Here is an 18,326-nt window from a genome sequence, read left to right as displayed (position 1 = left end):
CGAACAAAGTTTCGAACGACCTTGGGGGAGGTTGGTTGTGGGGGCAATACTGCTCGAAGAATTACGCACATTCACGGCGCGGCTGCAATGTGCCGAGGCGGCGAGTGGCGACGCGGGATTGGGCATTGATCTGATCGACGCGATCGAGACGTTGAAGTCTGTCGGGTGTGCGGTGCAGGCGGTGATCACGGACGATGTCGCGACGAGTATTCGTGCGGACCGCAGGGCTCGGCGACTTCCGCAGTCCGAGTGGGGCCGCGGCATTGGGTCGCAGATTGCGTTGGCGCGAAGGGAGTCCCCGAACCGCGGCGGTCGACATCTGGGGTTCGCGCAGGCTCTGGTGCACGAGATGCCGCACACGTTGGCCATGTTGCGGACCGGCCGGTTGAACGAATGGCGTGCGACGTTGCTCGTGCGGGAAACGGCGTGCCTGTCGGCGGCAGATCGGGGAATCGTCGACCGCCGGTTGTGCTCGGACCCGGCCACTCTCGTCGGCGTCGGCGACCGTGGTCTGATCGCACGGGCGAAGGGATTGGCGGTGGAACTCGACGCCGCCGCGGTCGTGGCCCGGCATCGCAAGGCCGAGTCCGAGCGTCGGGTGACGACGCGCCCGGCACCGGATTCGATGGCGTACCTGAGTGTGTTGATGCCGGTCGAGCAGGCGGTGTGTTTGCAGGCCACGTTGGGTCGGGATGCGGACAGTCTCATCGCGACCGGGAACAGCGGTGGCCGTACCCGCAATCAGGTGATGGTGGACTTGTTGTTCGCACGCGGCACCGGAGCCTCGTTGGCGTCGGGTGTTCCGGTGGCGGTGAATCTGGTGCTCTCGGACGAGGTGCTGCTGGCAGGCGGGCATGAGGCCGCGCAGTTGCAGGGGTTCGGGCCGGTGCCGGCGGGGATTGCGCGGCGGCTGGTGGCCGACGCCGTCGATAGTGACACCGAGACGTCGTTGCGGCGAGTGTATTCGTGCCCGCAGTCGGGTGCGTTGACGGCGATGGAGTCGCAGTCGCGCACGTTCCCGAAGAGTCTGCGAAAGCTGATCGATCTGCGGGATCAGACGTGCAGGACTCCGTGGTGTGATGCGCCGATCCGCCATCACGACCACATTCGCTCACACGGCAAGTCCGGTGCGACGTTGGCGGACAACGGGTCCGGGCTGTGCGAAGCGTGCAACTATGCGAAGGAAGGCGACGGATGGACCGCCCGCCCAGTACAGAACCCTGGCCGCACCCACCTCATCGACCTCGGCACGCCGACCGGACACCACTACCGCTCGGCGGCCCCACCGCTACCGGCGCCTGCACACCTGCGCGCATCGTGAGGTGGTCAGCAGTCGATGACGAGCCACCCGCCGTGGTGCTCGAACACCTCGAACGGGCGTCCCGTCGATTCGCCGAGCTTCGTGAGCGATGGGGTGTCGAAGGTGCGGATGTGTCCGTGGCAGGCCGTCGCCTCGTCCTCGTACGGGACGGCGACGACAACCCTGTCGCGGGCAACGCGGAGCGCCTCGGATATCACTGCGGCCCCGATGTTTTCGTCGACGTGTTCGAGGAGGTGGATGGCGGTGACGGTGTCGGCGCTGTCGTCGGGAACCGGCACGTGCGCGGCGTCGCACACGAGGGTGCGCAGATCGAGTCCGAGTTCCGGTGCCACGGCGTCGAGGAGGGTCATGGTGCCGGGCAGGATGTCGGTCGCCGTGACGGACCGCCCTGCGCGGGCGAGTCGCAGCGGAAGGAATCCGAAGCACGACCCGAGGTCGAGGACGGAGCCGCGGACCAGTTGTTCCGCCTTCTCGTGGATCGGTGCGAAGTCGGCGGTGCCGTCCAGCAGTTCGTCCAGGGAGTTGCGGTAGTAGACGGTCCACGCTTCGAGCGCACCGTTGACGGTGGAGCGGACCAGTCCGACCATGGTCGATTCGAATTCGTCCTGACCGAAGTCTGCGTCCTCGATGGATGCGGTGACCGAGGCGACGAGTCGTTCGCTCAGATCGTCGGGCGTCAGGGCGTGCGTCACTCGCAGTTGGTCGCCGTCGCGGGTGAGTGTGAGCGGCCCGCCTGCGACCCGCTCGACCGTGACGTGACCATGTGACCACAGTCCGGATTCGCAGGGTGCGAGAGAGTCGAAAGCGGGTGTGTCGAGAGTGGAAGTCATTCGAAGCAACCTTGCCGAGAGGTGATGGCGGGAGTGGGTCAGGTTCGGGTGTCGGGCTCGCCGAGGGAACTCAGCCCATCGTAGAGCGATTGCATTCCGCTGGCGAGTAGTTCGTTCAGTTCGAGCGAATCGTCGTCGAGCCACTGCTCGTACGCCGACATCGCTACGCCGAGTAGGAGATAGCCGACTGTCCGCGGAACGTGGTCGGTCGATGAGGTTCCGAGCCGGCTCGCGACGTACTCGGCGATGACGTTGCGCCACCCTTCGTACATCACCACCGAATACGCCTGCAGGGCGGGGACTCGCAGGATCAGCCCCATGCGCTTGCGGTGGTTGATTTCCTCACTCTCGGGAAACGCGTTGAACTGCAGGAGTGCTGCGGTGAGCCCGTCGACGATCGGGATGTCATCGGGTTGCGCTGCGAGTTGGGCGCGCATTTCGGCGAGGTGGGCGTCGAAGTCTCCCCACGGGATCGCGTTCTTGGACGGGAAGTAGCGGAAAAGGGTGCGCCGGGCGATGCCGGACGCTTCGGCGACTTCGTCGACGCTGGTGGCGTCGAACCCCTGTTCCGTGAACAGTTCGATCCCGACGGTACTGATCCGATCCTGCGTTGTGGACGGGCGTCGCCCTATCCGACTGGATGGTTTTCGACGACTTCTCAATTTTCGTTCCCTCCCGATCTGTCATTCTGCACTCGATGCCATTACAGTGGTGAGGCGAGTCACAGGGACGGTCTCCTATGACGGGGAACATCCCTCCGGCTCGCGCCGTATCGCCGAACAGTAGGAGGAAATCATGTCGGATCGCGACAACAACGTGCTGGAAAACGACTTGGTGGAGGAATCCCTGGTGGAAGAGGTCTCGATCGACGGCATGTGCGGCGTGTACTGATCATGTCCGCTCCAGCTTCTGCTTCAGTGGCCGGCAACGCCGGTATCGATCTCGATGTGGGCTGGAAGCTTCATCCGCAGGTGGCGCTGCGTCCCGAACCTTTCGGGGCGCTGCTCTACCACTTCGGGACGCGCAAGCTGTCGTTCCTGAAGAACCGCACGATCGTCGCGGTGGTCGAAGCCCTTCCCTCACACGCCGACGCCCGGTCCGCACTGCGGGCGCAGGGTATCGGGGACGACACTGCCGCGCAGTATGCGCGAGCGCTCGGCACGTTGGCCGAGTCGCACATGATCGTCCCCGCCTGACCAGCTCTCTTCACCCGTACCAGAGGACACAGCCCATGACCTCCATGCTCGAAAGGCCTTCCGCCCCGGTCGGCCGCCTCGTCGACCAGTTCGAACTCGGTCTCGACGCCCCGATCTGCCTCACCTGGGAGTTGACCTACGCGTGCAACCTGTCGTGTGTGCACTGTCTGTCCTCCTCCGGCCGGCGTGACCCGCGCGAGTTGAGCACCGAGCAATGCAAGTCGATCATCGACGAACTGCAGCGTATGCAGGTCTTCTACGTGAACATCGGCGGCGGTGAGCCGACGGTTCGCTCGGACTTCTGGGAGTTGGTCGACTACGCGACCGCCCACCAGGTGGGGGTGAAGTTCTCCACGAACGGGGTGAAGATCGACAAGAAGGTCGCCGCCCGGCTCGCGGCCAGCGATTACGTCGACGTGCAGATCTCCCTCGACGGTGCGACGGCCGAGGTCAACGACGCCGTCCGTGGTCCGGGTTCGTTCGCGATGGCGGTGCGGGCACTCGAGAATCTGTCCGAGGCCGGTTTCAAGGACGCCAAGATCTCCGTGGTGGTCACCCGGCACAACGTGTCCCAGCTCGACGACTTCAAGGCCCTGGCCGACAAGTACGGCGCCACCCTGCGTATCACCCGGCTCCGACCTTCGGGGCGCGGCGCGGACGTGTGGGACGAACTGCATCCCACGCAGGCGCAGCAGCGTGAGCTCTACAACTGGCTGGTCGCCAACGGCGAGGGCGTGCTCACCGGCGACTCCTTCTTCCACCTGTCCGCGTACGGCGACGCGTTGCCCGGTCTGAACCTGTGCGGCGCCGGACGGGTGGTGTGCCTGATCGACCCGATCGGCGATGTCTATGCCTGCCCGTTCGCGATCCACGAGCAGTTCCTCGCCGGAAACATCGTGGCGGACAGCGGTTTCCAGCAGGTGTGGCAGACGTCGGAGCTGTTCCAGGAGCTGCGGTCCCCGCAGACCGGCGGCGCGTGCAGCAAGTGCGACCACTACGACTCCTGCCGCGGCGGATGCATGGCCGCGAAGTTCTTCACCGGGCTGCCCATGGACGGCCCGGACCCCGAATGTGTGATCGGCAACGGCGAACTGGCGTTGGCGGCCGCGGGGGAGATCCCGAAATCCAGTGTCGACCACTCCCGCACCGGCCAGCGCCGGACTCCGCGGGCGCCGGTTCCGTTGACGCTGATGGTGCGTCCGCCGGCCAAGATTTGTGACGAGAACCCGCTTGCGGGCATGGACCAGACGTAAGTCGTCTGCCAGGTACGAGAGGTATTGCCATGGGTAAGAATCCGTTCTTCGAGACGGTGGCCGAGGCTCAGCGTCGCGCGAAGAAGCGCCTGCCGAAGTCGGTGTACGCGGCGCTGATCGCCGGTTCCGAGCGGGGCGTGACGGTCGACGACAACATCGCGGCGTTCGCCGAGCTGGGGTTCGCCCCCCACGTCGTCGGTCTGTCCGACAAGCGTGAGCTGTCCACGACCGTGATGGGACAGCCGATTTCGCTGCCCGTCGTGATCTCCCCGACCGGTGTGCAGGCGGTGCATCCGGACGGCGAGGTCGCGGTCGCCCGTGCGGCGGCGGCGCGGGGAACGGCGATCGGGTTGAGCTCATTCGCGAGCAAGTCCATCGAGGAGGTCACGGCGGCCAATCCTCAGACGTTCTTCCAGATGTACTGGGTCGGTAGCCGGGACGTGCTGATCCAGCGAATGGAGCGCGCCCGGGCCGCCGGGGCGACCGGACTGATCATCACCACCGACTGGTCGTTCTCTTACGGACGCGACTGGGGCAGCCCAGCCATCCCCGAGAAGATGGACCTCAAGGCGATGCTCCAGTTCGCGCCGGAGGGCATCACCCGTCCGAAGTGGTTGTACGAGTTCGCGAAGACCGGCAAGATCCCGGATCTGACCACCCCGAACCTGGCGCAGCCCGGTCAGGAACCGCCCACGTTCTTCGGTGCCTACGGCGAGTGGATGCAGACACCGTTGCCGACGTGGGACGACATCGCGTGGCTGCGCGAGCAGTGGGGCGGCCCGTTCATGCTCAAGGGTGTCATGCGGATCGACGACGCCAAGCGCGCCGTCGACGCCGGCGTCACCGCGATTTCCGTCTCGAATCACGGCGGCAACAACCTCGACGGCACCCCGGCGCCGATCCGAGCGCTGCCCGCCATCGCGGAGGCAGTCGGCGACCAGGTCGAGGTGCTTCTCGACGGTGGTATCCGCCGTGGCAGCGACGTCGTGAAGGCCGTCGCGCTCGGCGCCAGGGCGGTCATGATCGGCCGCGCGTACCTGTGGGGCCTCTCGGCGAACGGTCAGGCCGGCGTCGAGAACGTCCTCGACGTCCTCCGCGGAGGTATCGACTCGGCACTGCTCGGGCTGGGTCATTCGTCCATCCACGACCTCACGCCGTCCGACGTCGTGATCCCGCCCGGATTCGCGCGTGTGCTCGGCGCCGAATCCTGACCGACGAACGGCGTAGATGTCTGCGCAACTGACAGACCCGATCACTCTGGCCGGGCGCCACGCCCGGTCCAGGGTGCTTCTGGGTCCGCACCCCACCAATCTCGGTGCGGGAAGAACGCTTTCATCGCGGCACGTCGCGTACTACGAGCGTCGGGCGCGTGGTGGCGCGGGGATCGTCGTCACCGAGGTGGCGTCGGTCCATGCCTTCGACTGGCCTTACGAGCGGGCTCCGCTGGCGTCCGACTGCGTCGGCGGCTGGCGGGACGTGGTCGCGGCCTGCCGTCCGCACGGCACGCTGGTGCTGGCCGGGCTGGGGCACACCGGACTGCAGGGGTCGAGCGCGTATTCGCAGGCGGTGCTGTGGGGGCCGTCGGGGATTGCCGACGTGATCTCCCGTGAGATGCCGATGCAGATGGAGCAGGCGGAGATCGACGGTCTCGTCGAGGGCTTCCGTGCCGCCGCGGCCGCGGCCGTGTCCGCGGATGTGGACGGTGTCGAGCTCGACGCCGGACCGAGAGGGTTACTGCGACAGTTCCATTCGAACCTCACCAATGTGCGCGAAGACGGGTACGGCACCGACCCGCTGCGCCTCACCCGGGAGGTCCTCGCCGCCGTCCGCGACGAGTTGGGCCCCGACCGGATCCTGTCCCTGCGCCTGAGTTGCGACGAGGAGACGTCCTGGGCGGGGATCACGCCGTCGATCGCCGCCGGACACGCACGGGAACTTGCCGAGGCTCTCGACCTGCTCGTGGTGGTCCGGGGCGGACCGATGACGCCGAACGCCTACCGGCCCGACTTCCACCGGCCACCCGCGTTCAACACTGAACTCTGCCGGGACATCCGCGCGGCGGTCGCAGGCGCGGTCCCGGTCGTCCTCCAGGGCAGTGTCGTCGATCCGGCCGACGCCCGGCGGGCGCTCGACGAGGGTGTCGCCGACGTCGTCGAGATGACGCGCGCCCAGATCGCCGACCCCGACCTCGTCGTCAAGATCCGGCGCGGTGCGGTGCCGCGGCCGTGTGTTCTGTGCAATCAGACGTGTCAGGTGCTCGACCCCCGCAATCCGGTCGTCACCTGTGTCGGTAATCCGACGGCCGGGCACGAGACCGTTGATCCCGCCGAGGACATCGCCGATGTGGCCGCCGGCGCGGTGCTGGTGGTCGGTGGTGGTCCGGCCGGTCTCGAGGCGGCGCGAGTGCTGGCCCTGCGCGGTCTCCGCGTTACCGTGGCGGACGCGTCGCCACGGCTCGGCGGGATCGTGCGAGCCGCCGCGGGGGCGCCGCACCTCAGGGCGCTGACCGATTGGTTCGAGGACGAATGCCGCAGCCTCGGGGTCGAATTCCGTCTCGGTACCGCTGTCTCGGAGGCCGAACTCGACGCCGCGGAACGCGCGGGCGCGACGGTGATCCTCGCGACCGGCAGCAGGGCTCGCCCGCTGCCGTTCCCGGTCGAGGGGAGCGTCCGGTGCATCGGCGCCGCGGACCTGCTGGATGGAGGGGCGCCGACGGACGGGCCCCACGTCGTCTTCGACCCAGTCGGTGGACCGGTCGGCGTGGCAGTCACCGAATGGCTCGCGGCGCGGGGACGGAATGTGAGCATCGTGACCCAGGACTCCGTGGCCGGCTCACGACTCGGCATGACCGGCGACCTCGCCGACGCCAACACCCGGTTGCAACGAGCCGGGGTGACGCGCCACCTCGACAGCCGCATCGTGTCGATCGGCGACGAAGGTGTGCGCCTACGCAACCGGTACACCGCGGAAGAGTCGGTGGTGCCGTGCACCGTGCTGATCGACTGCTCGCATCGCCTCCCCGACGACGCACTCGGCTCGTCGCTCGAGGGAGCGGTGCGGGTCGGCGACTGCGTCGCCCCCCGCACACTGCTCGAGGCGGTCCGGGAGGGTCGCACCGAGGCGCTGACCGTGATCGCGCACCGACACAACGAGTCCGACCACCATCCGTTCACCCTCGTCAACGAGAGATAGGACATTTCATGGGACAGTTCGACGACAAGGTCGCGTTCATCACCGGGGCTGCCCGTGGGCAGGGGCGGACGCACGCGGTGCGGTTGGCGCGGGAAGGTGCGGCGATCATCGCCGTGGACATCTGCGGGCCGGTGTCGGAGTACAACACCTACGAGCCGGCGACGCCGGACGACCTGGCCGAGACGGTGCGGCTCGTGGAATCCGAGGGCGGCAAGATTCTCGCCGAGCAGGCGGACGTGCGTGACAGTGCACAACTGAAGGCTGTCGTGGACCGGGGAGTCGAACAGTTCGGCCGGCTCGACATCGTGATCGCGAACGCCGGGATCTGCAATTGGAACCGCTTCTGGGAGATGCCCGACGAGCAGTGGGAGACGCTGATCGACGTGAACCTCACCGGCGCGTGGAAGACGCTGAAGGCTGCGGTCCCGGCGCTGATCGAGGGAGGTCGCGGGGGCTCGATCATCGTGATCAGCTCCGTCGCGGGCATCAAGCCGCTTCCGGGGCAGGCGAATTACGCCGCCTCAAAGTTCGGGCTCGTCGGTCTCACCCAGACCGCGGCAAAGGAACTGGGCGAATACGGCATACGGGTCAACTCCGTTCATCCGTACGGGGTGAAGACCCCGATGGGCACGGATCCGGGCAGCCTCGTGATACTCGAGAAGCACCCGCACTATCTGTCGAGCTTCGGCACCATCCTCACCGAGCACCCGCTTGCCGACACCGACGACATCACCGATGCGGTGCTGTGGCTGGCCGGAGACGGTTCGCGGAGGGTCACGGGCAGTCAGGTCGCCGTCGACATGGGCAACACCAAGGTGTGAGCACCTCCGCGTACCGCCACTTGTTCACCCGATTGCGCCTGGGGCCGCTGACCCTGCGCAATCGGGTGGTCTTCTCCGCGCACCTCACGGGGTACGCCGTCGACGGCCTGCCCACTGCGCAGCACGCCGCCTACTATGCGGCGCGCGCGAAGGGCGGTGCGGGCCTGATCATCTCCGAGGAGCACGCCACCCATCCCGGTGACTGGCCGTACGAGAAGGTGATCGCCGGCTACCGGCCGGAGGTCGTCCCGGGATACCGGCGGATCACCGACGCGGTCCACGAGCACGGTGTCCCGATCCTGGCTCAGGTCAACCACAACGGCGGTCAGGGATCGAGCATGTACTCGCGGCGGCCGCTGTGGGCGCCGAGCGCCGTCCCCGATCCACTGTTCCGTGAAGTTCCCAAGGCGGTCGATCGGCGGGAGATCCGGACCCTCGTCGAGGGGTACGCGCGCGTGGCCGAGCACTGTGTCCGAGGCGGATTCGACGGGATCGAACTGCAGTGCTCCCACTCGTCGCTGGTGCGCAGTTTCCTCGCCCCCGCCACGAACCAGCGCACGGACCGGTACGGAGGATCGCTGGAGAACCGTGCCCGGTTCCTCCTCGAGGTCGTCGAGGCCGTGCGCGCCGCGATCGGTCCGGACCGCGCACTCGGGGTGAGGCTCGCGGGGGAGGACCTGTTCGACGGTGGAGTCCGCCTCGACGAGGCGGTGGAGGTGGCCGCTCTGGTGGAGGCGGGCGGCCGCGTCGACTACATCAACACGTCCATCGGGATGGCCACCGAGACGCTCCACATGATCGAGGCGTCCATGGCCGTTCCTCGCGGGTATGCGTTGTTCGTCCCGAACGCCATCCGGCAACGGGTCGGTCTTCCCGTGGTGGGCGTCGGCCGATTCTCCGATCCGCACCAGGCCGACCAGGCCTTGGACGAGGGGCACTGCGACCTGATCGGGGTGGTGCGCGGCCAGATCGCGGACCCCGACTTCGCGGCGAAGGCCCTGGCCGGCGAAGAGGGGAACATTCGAACGTGCCTGGCGTGCAATCAGGAATGCATCGGGCGCATGGGGCTGGGCCGGTGGCTCGGGTGCGTCGTCAACCCGCGAGCGGGCAGGGAATCGGTCCTGTTGCCCGAACCGACCGTTCGCGGCAGGCGGGTCTTCGTGGTCGGCGGTGGACCGGCTGGGTTGAAGGCCGCGGCGACCGCGGCGCAGCGGGGTCACGACGTGACGTTGTCCGAACGCGCGCCTGTTCTCGGCGGTCAGGTCCGGACGGCTGCCGTCGTCCCTGGGCGCCGGGAGTTCCTCGACCTCGTCGTCGATCTGGAATCGGAATGCGTTCGGCGTGGTGTGGACGTGCGGACCGGCACCGACGTGACCGCCGACGCACTAATGCAGGCATGTCCCGACGTGGTGGTGCTCGCGACCGGGGCGCGTCCGCGCCGACCGCGTTGGGCGGGCGCGTCGGACCGGGTGGTGGACGTGCGGGACGTGCTGGAGGGCCGCGCGCGTCCGTCCGGGACGGTGCTGGTGGTCGACGAACTCGGATTCCATCAGGGCACGTCGGTCGCGGAGTTCGCCGCCGACGCCGGGTGTGCCGTCACGATCTGCACACCGGGGATGATCGTCGGCCAGGACCTCGGCATCACGCTGGACCTCGAGGGATGGAACCGGCGGGCGCACGACAAGGGCATCGCGCAGGTGACGGACGTGGTGCCGGCCGGATGTTGCGTCGCCGACGGCGGGCGGCTCGTGGTCACGCTCCTGCACCACCCGACCGGTGAGTCGCGGCAGCTCACCGTCGACTGGGTGGTGTCCTCGGCGCATCAGCAACCGGAGGACGGTCTCTGGAAAGACCTGGCCGACAGCGGTATCGAGGTTCACCGCATCGGCGACGCACTGGCCCCGCGGCGCGCGCATTCCGCCGTCATCGAGGGGGAGCGGGTCGCCCTCGTGCTCTAGGAGGGCGCAGCGGTCGGTTCCGCGTCGCCTAGGTGGCTGGTGTTTTTCGCGGCGTGGCGGTCCCAGGTGATGTTGATCTTTCCGGGAGAATGTCCTTATGGCGCAAGGGCATCGATCTTGGGGTGAGTCGTGACGTTGGGGCTGACGCCGACGCAGGCGGATCTGTTCCGGTCCACGATCGGGTTCTGTGAGGCGCGCGTCGCGGCGGGGTCGATCTACGGGTTGTTGCATCGGGAGTGCCACCGACTGTTCCCGGATGAGATGTTCGCGGACCTGTTCACCGATGTCGGCCGGCGCAGCGTGCCGCCGATGATCGTGGCGACGGTGATGGTGCTGCAGCGGATCGAGGGCTGCAGCGATCGGGAGGCCGTGGACCGGTTCTGTTTCGATGCGCGGTGGAAGTACGCGGCCGGGGGCCTGGATTTCGACTACCCGGGGTTCGTGCACACGGTGCTGGTGGACATGCGGGCCCGGCTGGCTGCCTCGGATGCGCCGAACCGGATCTTCGATACGGTGCTGGAGGTGTGCAAGGCGGCGGGGCTGGTCGGGCGTACACGGGTGTTGGACTCGACGCCGTTGTATGACGCGGTGGCCACGATGGACACCGTCACCTTGATCCGTTCGGCGATCCGGGGGCTGCTCAGGTGCGCCGACAGCGCCCTGGCCGGCGAGTTGCGGGCGGCGGCGGCCCGCGACGACGACTACACCGCCGCGGGTAAGCCGGTCTGTGACTACGACGACCCGGACGCCCGGGTGCAGATGGTCGATGCGCTGGCCAAAGACGGCATGGCATTGCTCACGGTGCTGGACGGACGCGCGCTGTCCGAGGAGCTGAGGCAGGCCGTACAGCTGCTGGCCACCGTGCTCGGCCAGGACCTGGACCAGGATGAGGCGGGGGTGTTCCGGATCGCCCGGCGGGTCGCGAAAGACCGGGTGATCTCCACCGTGGACCCGCAGGCCCGGCACGGGCACAAGACCGCGGCGCGGGGCTTCGACGGCTACAAGGGGCATGTGGGCATCGACCCGGACAGTGAGCTGATCACCGCCACCACGGTCAGCGCGGGCAACGCCGGGGACGCCGGCGCAGCCTGCGACCTGATCGCCGATCTGCTCGATGAACACGCCGACGACACCGAGGGCAGCGAGCACGGCAACGGCGAGGACCTGATCGACGACCTGCTCGAGCAGCCCAGCGAGGACACCGAGCACAGCGCAGCTGGCGAGGGCGGTGCGCACGGCGAGGGCGGTGCGAGTGTGTTCGGCGATAACGCCTACGGCACCGGGCCGTTGCATGACCGGCTGGAGCGGGCCGGGATCGAGGACAAGTGCAAGACCCAGCAGCCGGTCGCCGCAGGCGGCATGTTCGCCAAAGACCGTTTCGACATCGACCTGCAGGCCGACACCGTCACTTGCCCGGCCGGACACACCGCACAGATCCGGCGCGGCAAGGACGGGTCCGGAGCCGCCCGCTTCGGTGCGGCGTGCGCAGGGTGCCCGCTGCGTGAGCAGTGCACCAAGTCCGCCACCGGACGCACCGTCAACGTCGGGGTGTACGAGCAGCAGCTGTCCGACGCCCGGGCACGACAACAGCATCCGAACTGGGTCGCCACCTACCGGGCCACCCGGCCGAAGGTGGAACGCAAGATCGGTCATCTGATGCGCCGTCACCACGGCGGACGCCGTGCCCGGGTCCGCGGCAGAGCGAAGGTTGCCGCCGACTTCGCTTTACTCGCCGCAGCCGTCAACCTTGCGCGCCTCGGCGTGCTCGCCGTAGCCAGCACGCCCGCCGGGGGCTGGGCAACCGCGGCCTGATGGGCCAGACGGGGCGCTGAAAAGCCCTGTCCAGCAGTCGACACGGGCGCCGAGCGCGTCATCGCGGGTCCAACCGGCCGATCATCTCTGCCCGGCCAACTATCGCGTGTGTCATCCGAGCACCGATCCACTCGCTCCTCGCCGCCCACACGCCCGGCCCTCACGCAGAGACAGCCGTTCGACACCAGCCACCTAGCATCGGAGGATGCCCCATTCCGGACACCTCGACGACGCGGTGTGGCCCGACCTCGTGTCCCGTGTGTCGACGGTCGTGGTCCCGGTCGGCTCTCTCGAGCAGCACGGTCCGCACCTGCCGCTCGACACCGACACCGCCATCGCCGACGCCGTGTCCCGCGCGCTGCCGCACGTACTGGTGGCACCCCCGATCGCCTACGGCGCCAGCGGCGAGCACGAGGGGTTTCCCGGGACCGTCTCGCTCGGGGCAGAGGCGCTGGAGACCGTGCTGGTCGAGTACGGCAGGTCCGCGTGCCGGTGGGCCGACCGCGTGCTGTTCGTCAACGGTCACGGAGGAAACGGGCCCGCGCTGGTCAAGGCTGTCGCCTTGCTTCGGTACGAGGCCCGCGACGTGGCCTGGGTGCCGTGTGCAGTACCAGGGGCGGACGCCCATGCCGGGCGTACGGAAACGTCCTTGTTGCTGCACCTTTCACCCGGTCGGGTGCGGTTGTCCAGGGCTGAAGCCGGTAACACGGAACCTGTTGCGAGGTTGATGCCAAGACTGCGCGAAGGCGGTATGGTCGCCGTGTCGGCCAACGGCGTGCTCGGTGACCCGACGGACGCTACGGCCGCGGAGGGGGCGCAGATCTTCGGCGTACTCGTCGACACAGTCACCAAGGCACTGGTCCGGTGGGAACCGGGCCCCGATGGAAGGCTCCGGTCGGAACCGGGCGCCGATGGGAGGCTCCAATGACCCGCACGGGCGTCCTCGAGTTGCCGAGGGCGGATTTCCGGCATGCCTACGCGACCAATTTCCGGCATGCCCTGCCAGCGCTCTCCGATCCGCATACGATCGACTGATGCGCCAAGCTCGACTTCCCGATGGATTCGGGATCCGAATCGACCCCAAGGTACGCGCATATTCCGGAGGTCGAGTGCTCATCGGCGGTTCGCCGACTCGGATGCTGAAGCTGGCGCCCACCGCCGCGGCCATGATCGGAGACGGCTACCTCGAGGTCGTCGATCCGCAGTCCGCGGTCGTCGCACGCCGCCTCCTCGACTCGGGGGTCGCCAACCCGCGCCCCATGAGTACTCCGTCCCCCCGAGATGTCACCGTTGTCATTCCGGTGAAGAACAACGCGTCCGGGCTGCACCGGGTGCTGGCCTCGCTCCGCGGACTCGCGGTGGTCGTCGTCGACGACGGCTCCGACGTCCCGATCGTCGCGCCCGTGCTGCAGAACGGGTGCGGTGGTCACGTCACCGTCCTCCGACACGAGACGGCCAAGGGGCCGGCTGCGGCACGGAACACCGGTCTGCGTTACGCCGCAACTCCGTTCGTGGCGTTTCTCGACTCCGACGTCCTGCCGCGCACCGGCTGGATCGAGGTCATGCTCGGCCACTTCAGCGATCCCGCGGTCGCACTCGTCGCCCCGAGGATCGTGGCGCTCGAACCCGAGGCGAGCACACTCGCGCGGTACGAGCACGCCCGCTCCTCCCTCGACCTCGGACGCAAGGAGTCCGCGGTCCAGTCCGGCGGCCCGGTGTCGTATGTCCCGAGCGCCGCGATGATCGCCCGTCGCGAGGTGCTCGACGAGTTCGGCGGCTTCGACGAGTCCATGCACGTGGCGGAGGACGTCGACCTGTGCTGGCGACTCCAGGAGTCCGGCTGGCGACTGCGGTACGAGCCCGTGGCCCACGTTGCGCACGATCACCGTGTGACGTTCGGAAAGTGGTTCGACCGCAAGCTGTTCTACGGCACCGGTGCGGCGCCGCTGGCGGCGAGGCATTCGGGCATGGTTCCACCGCTGTCGATGTCGCCGTGGACGTTCTTCGCGTGCATCGCCGCCGCCACCTGTACCCGGCTGGGCCTGCTCGGCGCCGTCGCCACGCTCGCGATGATGTTGCTGCGCCTGCGCCGCATGTTCACGGGCCTCGACCAGCCCACCCGCATCGCCGCGATCCTCGCGGCCCAGGGCTTCGCCGGCGGTGCCTGGCAGCTGGCGTCCGCGATGTGTCGCCACTACTGGCCGATCACACTGCTCGCGGTGCTGCTGTCGAAACGGATTCGCCGTATCGCGCTCGCGATCGCCGTCGCCGAGGGCGTCGCCGACTGGGTGACCCACCGGGAGCCCGGGGGACTGGGACCCGTGCGGCACACCGTGTTCAAGCGGATCGACGACGTGGCGTACGGCGCCGGGCTCTGGAAGGGCGCCATCACCGCCCGCGATCTCGATGCATTGAAGCCCCGGTTGAAGTCGTAGTGGCCGATCCGATTCGCGCCGCCGACGTCGTGGTCGTCGGCGGCGGTTCGAGCGGATGTGTGGTGGCTGCCCGGCTCAGCGAGAATCCCGGACGATCGGTTCTTCTCCTGGAGTCCGGACCCGGCTACCGGTCGGTCTCCGACTGTCCCGTGCTCGACTACCGGACGCTGCCGGTCGGTCCGGGCAGCGCGTTCGCGGAGACGTACGGCGTGGAGTTGGCTCCGAGCGTGCCCTCGGCCATGGTGCGTGGGCACGTCCTCGGCGGTTCGGGCGCCGTCAACGGCGCCTACTTCGTCCGAGGGACGGAAGCGGACTTCCGGCACTGGCCCGCGTCGTGGTCGTACGAGAACGTGCTGCCCGCCTTCCGGGCACTCGAGCGTGACGCCGACTTCGACGACTCCCGGCACGGCACGACCGGGCCGATGCCTGTTCGCAGGCAGCCCGCGGAACGGCTGAGCGAGATCAGCGCGGCATTTCGCGCCGCGGCGCTCGGCGCGGGACATCCCGAGGAACCTGACAAGAACGGCGCCGGCGCCGGCGGGGTCGGTCCGGTGCCCCTCAACGTCGACGGCGGCCGCCGTGTCAGCACGGCAGTGGCGTACCTGCTGCCGGTGTGGGAGCGGCCCAATCTGACGGTCGAAGCGAATTCCGATGTCGTCCGAATCCTGTTCTCCGGTAACGAAACCGTCGGGGTGGAGGTGGAGTCGGACGGCGTGCGGCGCACGGTCCGCACCAGTCGGGTCGTGCTGGCGGCAGGTCCCGTCGAAACCCCAGTGCTGCTGATGCTTTCGGGAATCGGACCGGCAGAACACTTGAAGGACAACGACATTCCCGTCGTGCTCGACGTGCCCGGTGTCGGCAGCGAATTCAGCGATCACCCCGAAGTCGCTCTGCCGTACCGTATCCGGGACTCGATCCGCCGCAGCGACACGAGTCCGGTCGTCGAAACGGTGCTGAATGTCGGCGACCTCGAGATCCGTCCGTACACGGCGCCGTTCGACGTGCTCGTCCCCGGATCCGGGCAGCCCGACCCGGTCTTCGGGATCGGGCTCATGGTGACGGACAGCCGGGGCGACATCCGGCTCACGTCGGGGCACCGCCGGGACCGTCCCCGAATCGTATACCGCTACGCGCAATCCGCCGCCGATCGCCGGGCGCTGCGCGAGGGGCAGGCCATCGGACTGGAACTGCTCCGTTCACCGGAACTCGGTCCGCTGCTCGAACCGCTGTCCCGGGAGGTGTCCGACCGCGCGGTTCTCGCCCACCTGGGGACGTCGCTGCACCTGTGCGGCAGTTGCCGGATGGGCGGACGCGACGACGCTGGCGCGGTGGTGGACGAGTGGTGCAACGTCCGCGGAATGGAAGGACTGACCATCGCCGACACCTCGGTGTTCCCGGTGGTCCCGAGCCGTGGGCCGCACGCCACGGCGGTCATGGTCGCCGAGCGCGTCAGTACCTTCCTGGGGGAGGAGTGACCGAGGGGACGACACAGGCCCGTGTGATGCGGGTTACAGTAGGCAGAGACGCCGTGGAGGAGTTCGATGCAAAGTCAACCGCCCACCGGGGGCAATCCGTGGGTCGCCGTGCGCCCGGGAGACGACGTCGCGATGCTGGCGCGCAGGGTGTCGTCGGCGCATCAGTTGTTCGTCGAGCGTCACGCGCCCGCCGATCGTGCCCCGGACGGTGAGGGGAGTTCCGTTCGTTCCGTCATCCTCGACTCGTGGATGCGCAGCACCAGCAAGGGCGTGAACCCGGACGGGTCGGCCCGCGCGGTCGATCTGGCGGCCGCGGATCTCGCCGTGTACCGGGCGTCGCACCCGATGTCGATCATCCGCCCGGTGGTCCGCAAGCTTCTCGTCGAGGACGCCGCCGACACCGGACTGCTCGTGGCCATCACGGACGAGAAGGGTCAGCTGCTGTGGGTCGAGGGCGATTCGTCCGCCAAGGACCGCGCACTGGAGATGAACTTCGTCGAGGGCGCCGACTGGAGTGAGGACACCGTCGGCACCAACGCCCCTGGTACCGCGCTGGCGCTCGACCACTGCGTGCAGATCTTCGGGGCCGAGCATTTCAGCCGCTCGGTGCACGACTGGAGTTGTTCGGCGGCTCCCGTCCACGACCCGGCGACCGGACTGATCGTCGGGGCGATCGACATCACCGGTGGTCCGCGGGTCGCGGTGCCCGAGGTGCTCTCGCTGATCAGGGCGACCGTCGCGGCCGCCGAGGCGGAGTTGCGCCTACACCAGCTGCGTTCACCGCATCCGCTCGTCGAGACGGTGCTGCGGTTGGAGGTGCTGGGATCGGGACGGCCGACTCTGGTCCGTGGGGCCGACCGCATCCCGCTGTCGCAGCGGCACGCGGAGATCCTCCTGCTCCTGGCGGAGCATCCCGAAGGCCTGAGTTCCGACCGTCTCGCGGTCCTGCTGGACGAGAACGAACTCGACGCCGTCACGATTCGTGCCGAGATGTCGCGCCTGCGTAAGGTTTTCGGCCCCGCAAACCTCGGTTCGCGGCCCTATCGGCTGCTCGCCGAGTTGACGTCGGACGTCCGGCAGGTCCGCGGAGCCCTGGACCGTGGTGAGCTCGCCGCCGCCCTCGACGTCTACTCGGGCCCGGTCCTCCCCGGGTCGGAGGCGCCCGGGGTCGAGGACCTTCGCGACGAGTTGCGGGCACGCGTCCAGGCGGCGCTGCTGCGAGAAGGTGATCAACGGTTGCTGGCCAAGTGGACCACGTCCGTCCACGGCCGCGAGGACGTCGCCGCATGGGAGGCGTATCTGGCAGGCCTCGACCCGCGTTCGCCCCTGTATTCGCAGGTCAAGTCCAGGATCGATCTGTTCGATCAGCAGTACGCAACGTAGTTGCAACGGTACGGTCCCTAGTGTTGTGAGTCACACCCAGTTCCACCCGAGTTTCACGACACCAGGGAGTTATCGATGACCGTGTATGCCCGCCCGGGTTCGCCGGACGCCGTCATGTCCTTCCAATCGCGTTACGACAACTGGATCGGCGGCCAGTGGGTTGCGCCCGTCAAGGGCCAGTACTTCGAGAATCCGACACCCGTCACCGGGCAGCCGTTCTGCGAGGTCGCGCGTTCGACGTCCGAGGACATCGAACTTGCGCTCGACGCCGCACACGCTGCGGCTCCGGCCTGGGGCAAGAGGTCGGTGGCCGAGCGCGCCATCATCCTGAACAAGATCGCGGACCGCATCGAGGAGAACCTCGAGTCCATCGCGCTCGCCGAGTCCTGGGACAACGGCAAGCCGATCCGTGAGACCCTGAACGCCGACATTCCGCTGGCCGTCGACCACTTCCGGTACTTCGCCGGCGCGATCCGGGCGCAGGAAGGCGCACTGTCGGAGATCGACTCCGACACCGTCGCCTACCACTTCCACGAGCCGCTCGGCGTCGTCGGCCAGATCATCCCCTGGAACTTCCCGATCCTCATGGCCGTGTGGAAGCTCGCTCCCGCACTCGCCGCAGGGAACGCGGTCGTTCTCAAGCCCGCCGA

At 68.2% G+C, this 18,326-nt stretch carries 16 protein-coding genes; 14 read left to right on the top strand and 2 right to left on the bottom strand.

All coding sequences use genetic code 11. The annotated features are described in order from the left end of the window. Window positions 1-37: 37 nt before the first annotated feature. A complete protein-coding gene (locus ACFWAY_RS12655; protein WP_378510835.1) occupies window positions 38-1,321 on the top strand; it encodes an HNH endonuclease in 1,284 nt (427 codons plus the stop codon). A gap of 5 nt (window positions 1,322-1,326) precedes the next feature. On the opposite strand, the gene mftM is transcribed toward ACFWAY_RS12655, so the two are convergent. Together mftM and mftR are read right to left on the bottom strand one after the other, a co-directional pair. After that, on the bottom strand, window positions 1,327-2,151 hold the full coding sequence (gene mftM / locus ACFWAY_RS12650) for a mycofactocin oligosaccharide methyltransferase MftM (RefSeq protein WP_378510834.1): 825 nt from the start codon (window positions 2,149-2,151) through the stop codon (window positions 1,327-1,329). 38 nt (window positions 2,152-2,189) lie between these two features. Continuing rightward, a complete protein-coding gene (mftR, locus tag ACFWAY_RS12645; RefSeq protein ID WP_378455260.1) occupies window positions 2,190-2,813 on the bottom strand; it encodes a mycofactocin system transcriptional regulator in 624 nt (207 codons plus the stop codon). A 133-nt stretch (window positions 2,814-2,946) separates the two neighbouring features. On the opposite strand from mftR, the gene mftA reads away from it, so the two are divergent. The 13 genes from mftA to ACFWAY_RS12580 form a co-directional block, all read left to right on the top strand. Next, window positions 2,947-3,042 carry a mycofactocin precursor MftA gene (gene mftA / locus ACFWAY_RS12640; protein ID WP_005573048.1) on the top strand — a complete coding sequence of 32 codons (96 nt, stop codon included), beginning with the start codon at window positions 2,947-2,949 and terminating at the stop codon, window positions 3,040-3,042. A gap of 2 nt (window positions 3,043-3,044) precedes the next feature. Continuing rightward, window positions 3,045-3,347 (top strand): mycofactocin biosynthesis chaperone MftB, encoded by a 303-nt coding sequence (gene mftB / locus ACFWAY_RS12635; RefSeq protein WP_080578158.1) that lies wholly within the window; start codon window positions 3,045-3,047, stop codon window positions 3,345-3,347. Window positions 3,348-3,382: 35 nt separating this feature from the next. Continuing rightward, the gene (gene mftC / locus ACFWAY_RS12630; protein WP_378510833.1) at window positions 3,383-4,600 is read left to right on the top strand and encodes a mycofactocin radical SAM maturase; all 1,218 of its coding nucleotides are present in this window, start codon (window positions 3,383-3,385) and stop codon (window positions 4,598-4,600) included. A gap of 29 nt (window positions 4,601-4,629) precedes the next feature. Continuing rightward, on the top strand, window positions 4,630-5,811 hold the full coding sequence (mftD, locus tag ACFWAY_RS12625; RefSeq protein WP_378455262.1) for a pre-mycofactocin synthase MftD: 1,182 nt from the start codon (window positions 4,630-4,632) through the stop codon (window positions 5,809-5,811). 16 nt (window positions 5,812-5,827) lie between these two features. After that, entirely contained in the window at window positions 5,828-7,792 is a 1,965-nt protein-coding gene (locus ACFWAY_RS12620; RefSeq protein WP_378510832.1) for a mycofactocin system FadH/OYE family oxidoreductase 1, read from the top strand. An 8-nt stretch (window positions 7,793-7,800) separates the two neighbouring features. After that, complete coding sequence (locus ACFWAY_RS12615; protein ID WP_378510831.1) at window positions 7,801-8,613, top strand: mycofactocin-coupled SDR family oxidoreductase; 813 nt, start codon at window positions 7,801-7,803, stop codon at window positions 8,611-8,613. Then, window positions 8,610-10,571, top strand: coding sequence for a mycofactocin system FadH/OYE family oxidoreductase 2 (locus ACFWAY_RS12610; RefSeq protein ID WP_378510830.1), 1,962 nt, complete (start codon window positions 8,610-8,612; stop codon window positions 10,569-10,571). The genes ACFWAY_RS12615 and ACFWAY_RS12610 overlap by 4 nt, the downstream gene beginning before the upstream one ends. 129 nt (window positions 10,572-10,700) lie before the next feature. Next, window positions 10,701-12,383: a transposase gene (locus tag ACFWAY_RS12605; RefSeq protein WP_378510829.1), complete on the top strand. Its 1,683-nt coding sequence runs from the start codon at window positions 10,701-10,703 to the stop codon at window positions 12,381-12,383. A 205-nt stretch (window positions 12,384-12,588) separates the two neighbouring features. Continuing rightward, window positions 12,589-13,311, top strand: a complete 723-nt coding sequence (gene mftE / locus ACFWAY_RS12600; RefSeq protein ID WP_378455266.1) for a mycofactocin biosynthesis peptidyl-dipeptidase MftE — start codon at window positions 12,589-12,591, stop codon at window positions 13,309-13,311. Window positions 13,312-13,417: 106 nt separating this feature from the next. Continuing rightward, window positions 13,418-14,818 carry a mycofactocin biosynthesis glycosyltransferase MftF gene (gene mftF / locus ACFWAY_RS12595; protein ID WP_378455267.1) on the top strand — a complete coding sequence of 467 codons (1,401 nt, stop codon included), beginning with the start codon at window positions 13,418-13,420 and terminating at the stop codon, window positions 14,816-14,818. Then, a complete protein-coding gene (gene mftG / locus ACFWAY_RS12590; RefSeq protein WP_378510828.1) occupies window positions 14,818-16,293 on the top strand; it encodes a mycofactocin system GMC family oxidoreductase MftG in 1,476 nt (491 codons plus the stop codon). Before mftF ends, mftG begins: the two co-directional genes overlap by 1 nt. A 66-nt stretch (window positions 16,294-16,359) precedes the next feature. Continuing rightward, window positions 16,360-17,676, top strand: coding sequence for a transcriptional regulator (locus ACFWAY_RS12585; RefSeq protein WP_378455269.1), 1,317 nt, complete (start codon window positions 16,360-16,362; stop codon window positions 17,674-17,676). A gap of 75 nt (window positions 17,677-17,751) precedes the next feature. Then, on the top strand, window positions 17,752-18,326 hold a 575-nt coding region (locus ACFWAY_RS12580; RefSeq protein ID WP_378510827.1), incomplete at its 3' end, for an aldehyde dehydrogenase family protein.

Source organism: Rhodococcus sp. NPDC059968 (assembly GCF_042738615.1).
Classification (GTDB): Bacteria; Actinomycetota; Actinomycetes; order Mycobacteriales; family Mycobacteriaceae; genus Rhodococcus_F.
This window is presented reverse-complemented; position numbering and strand designations above follow the sequence as displayed.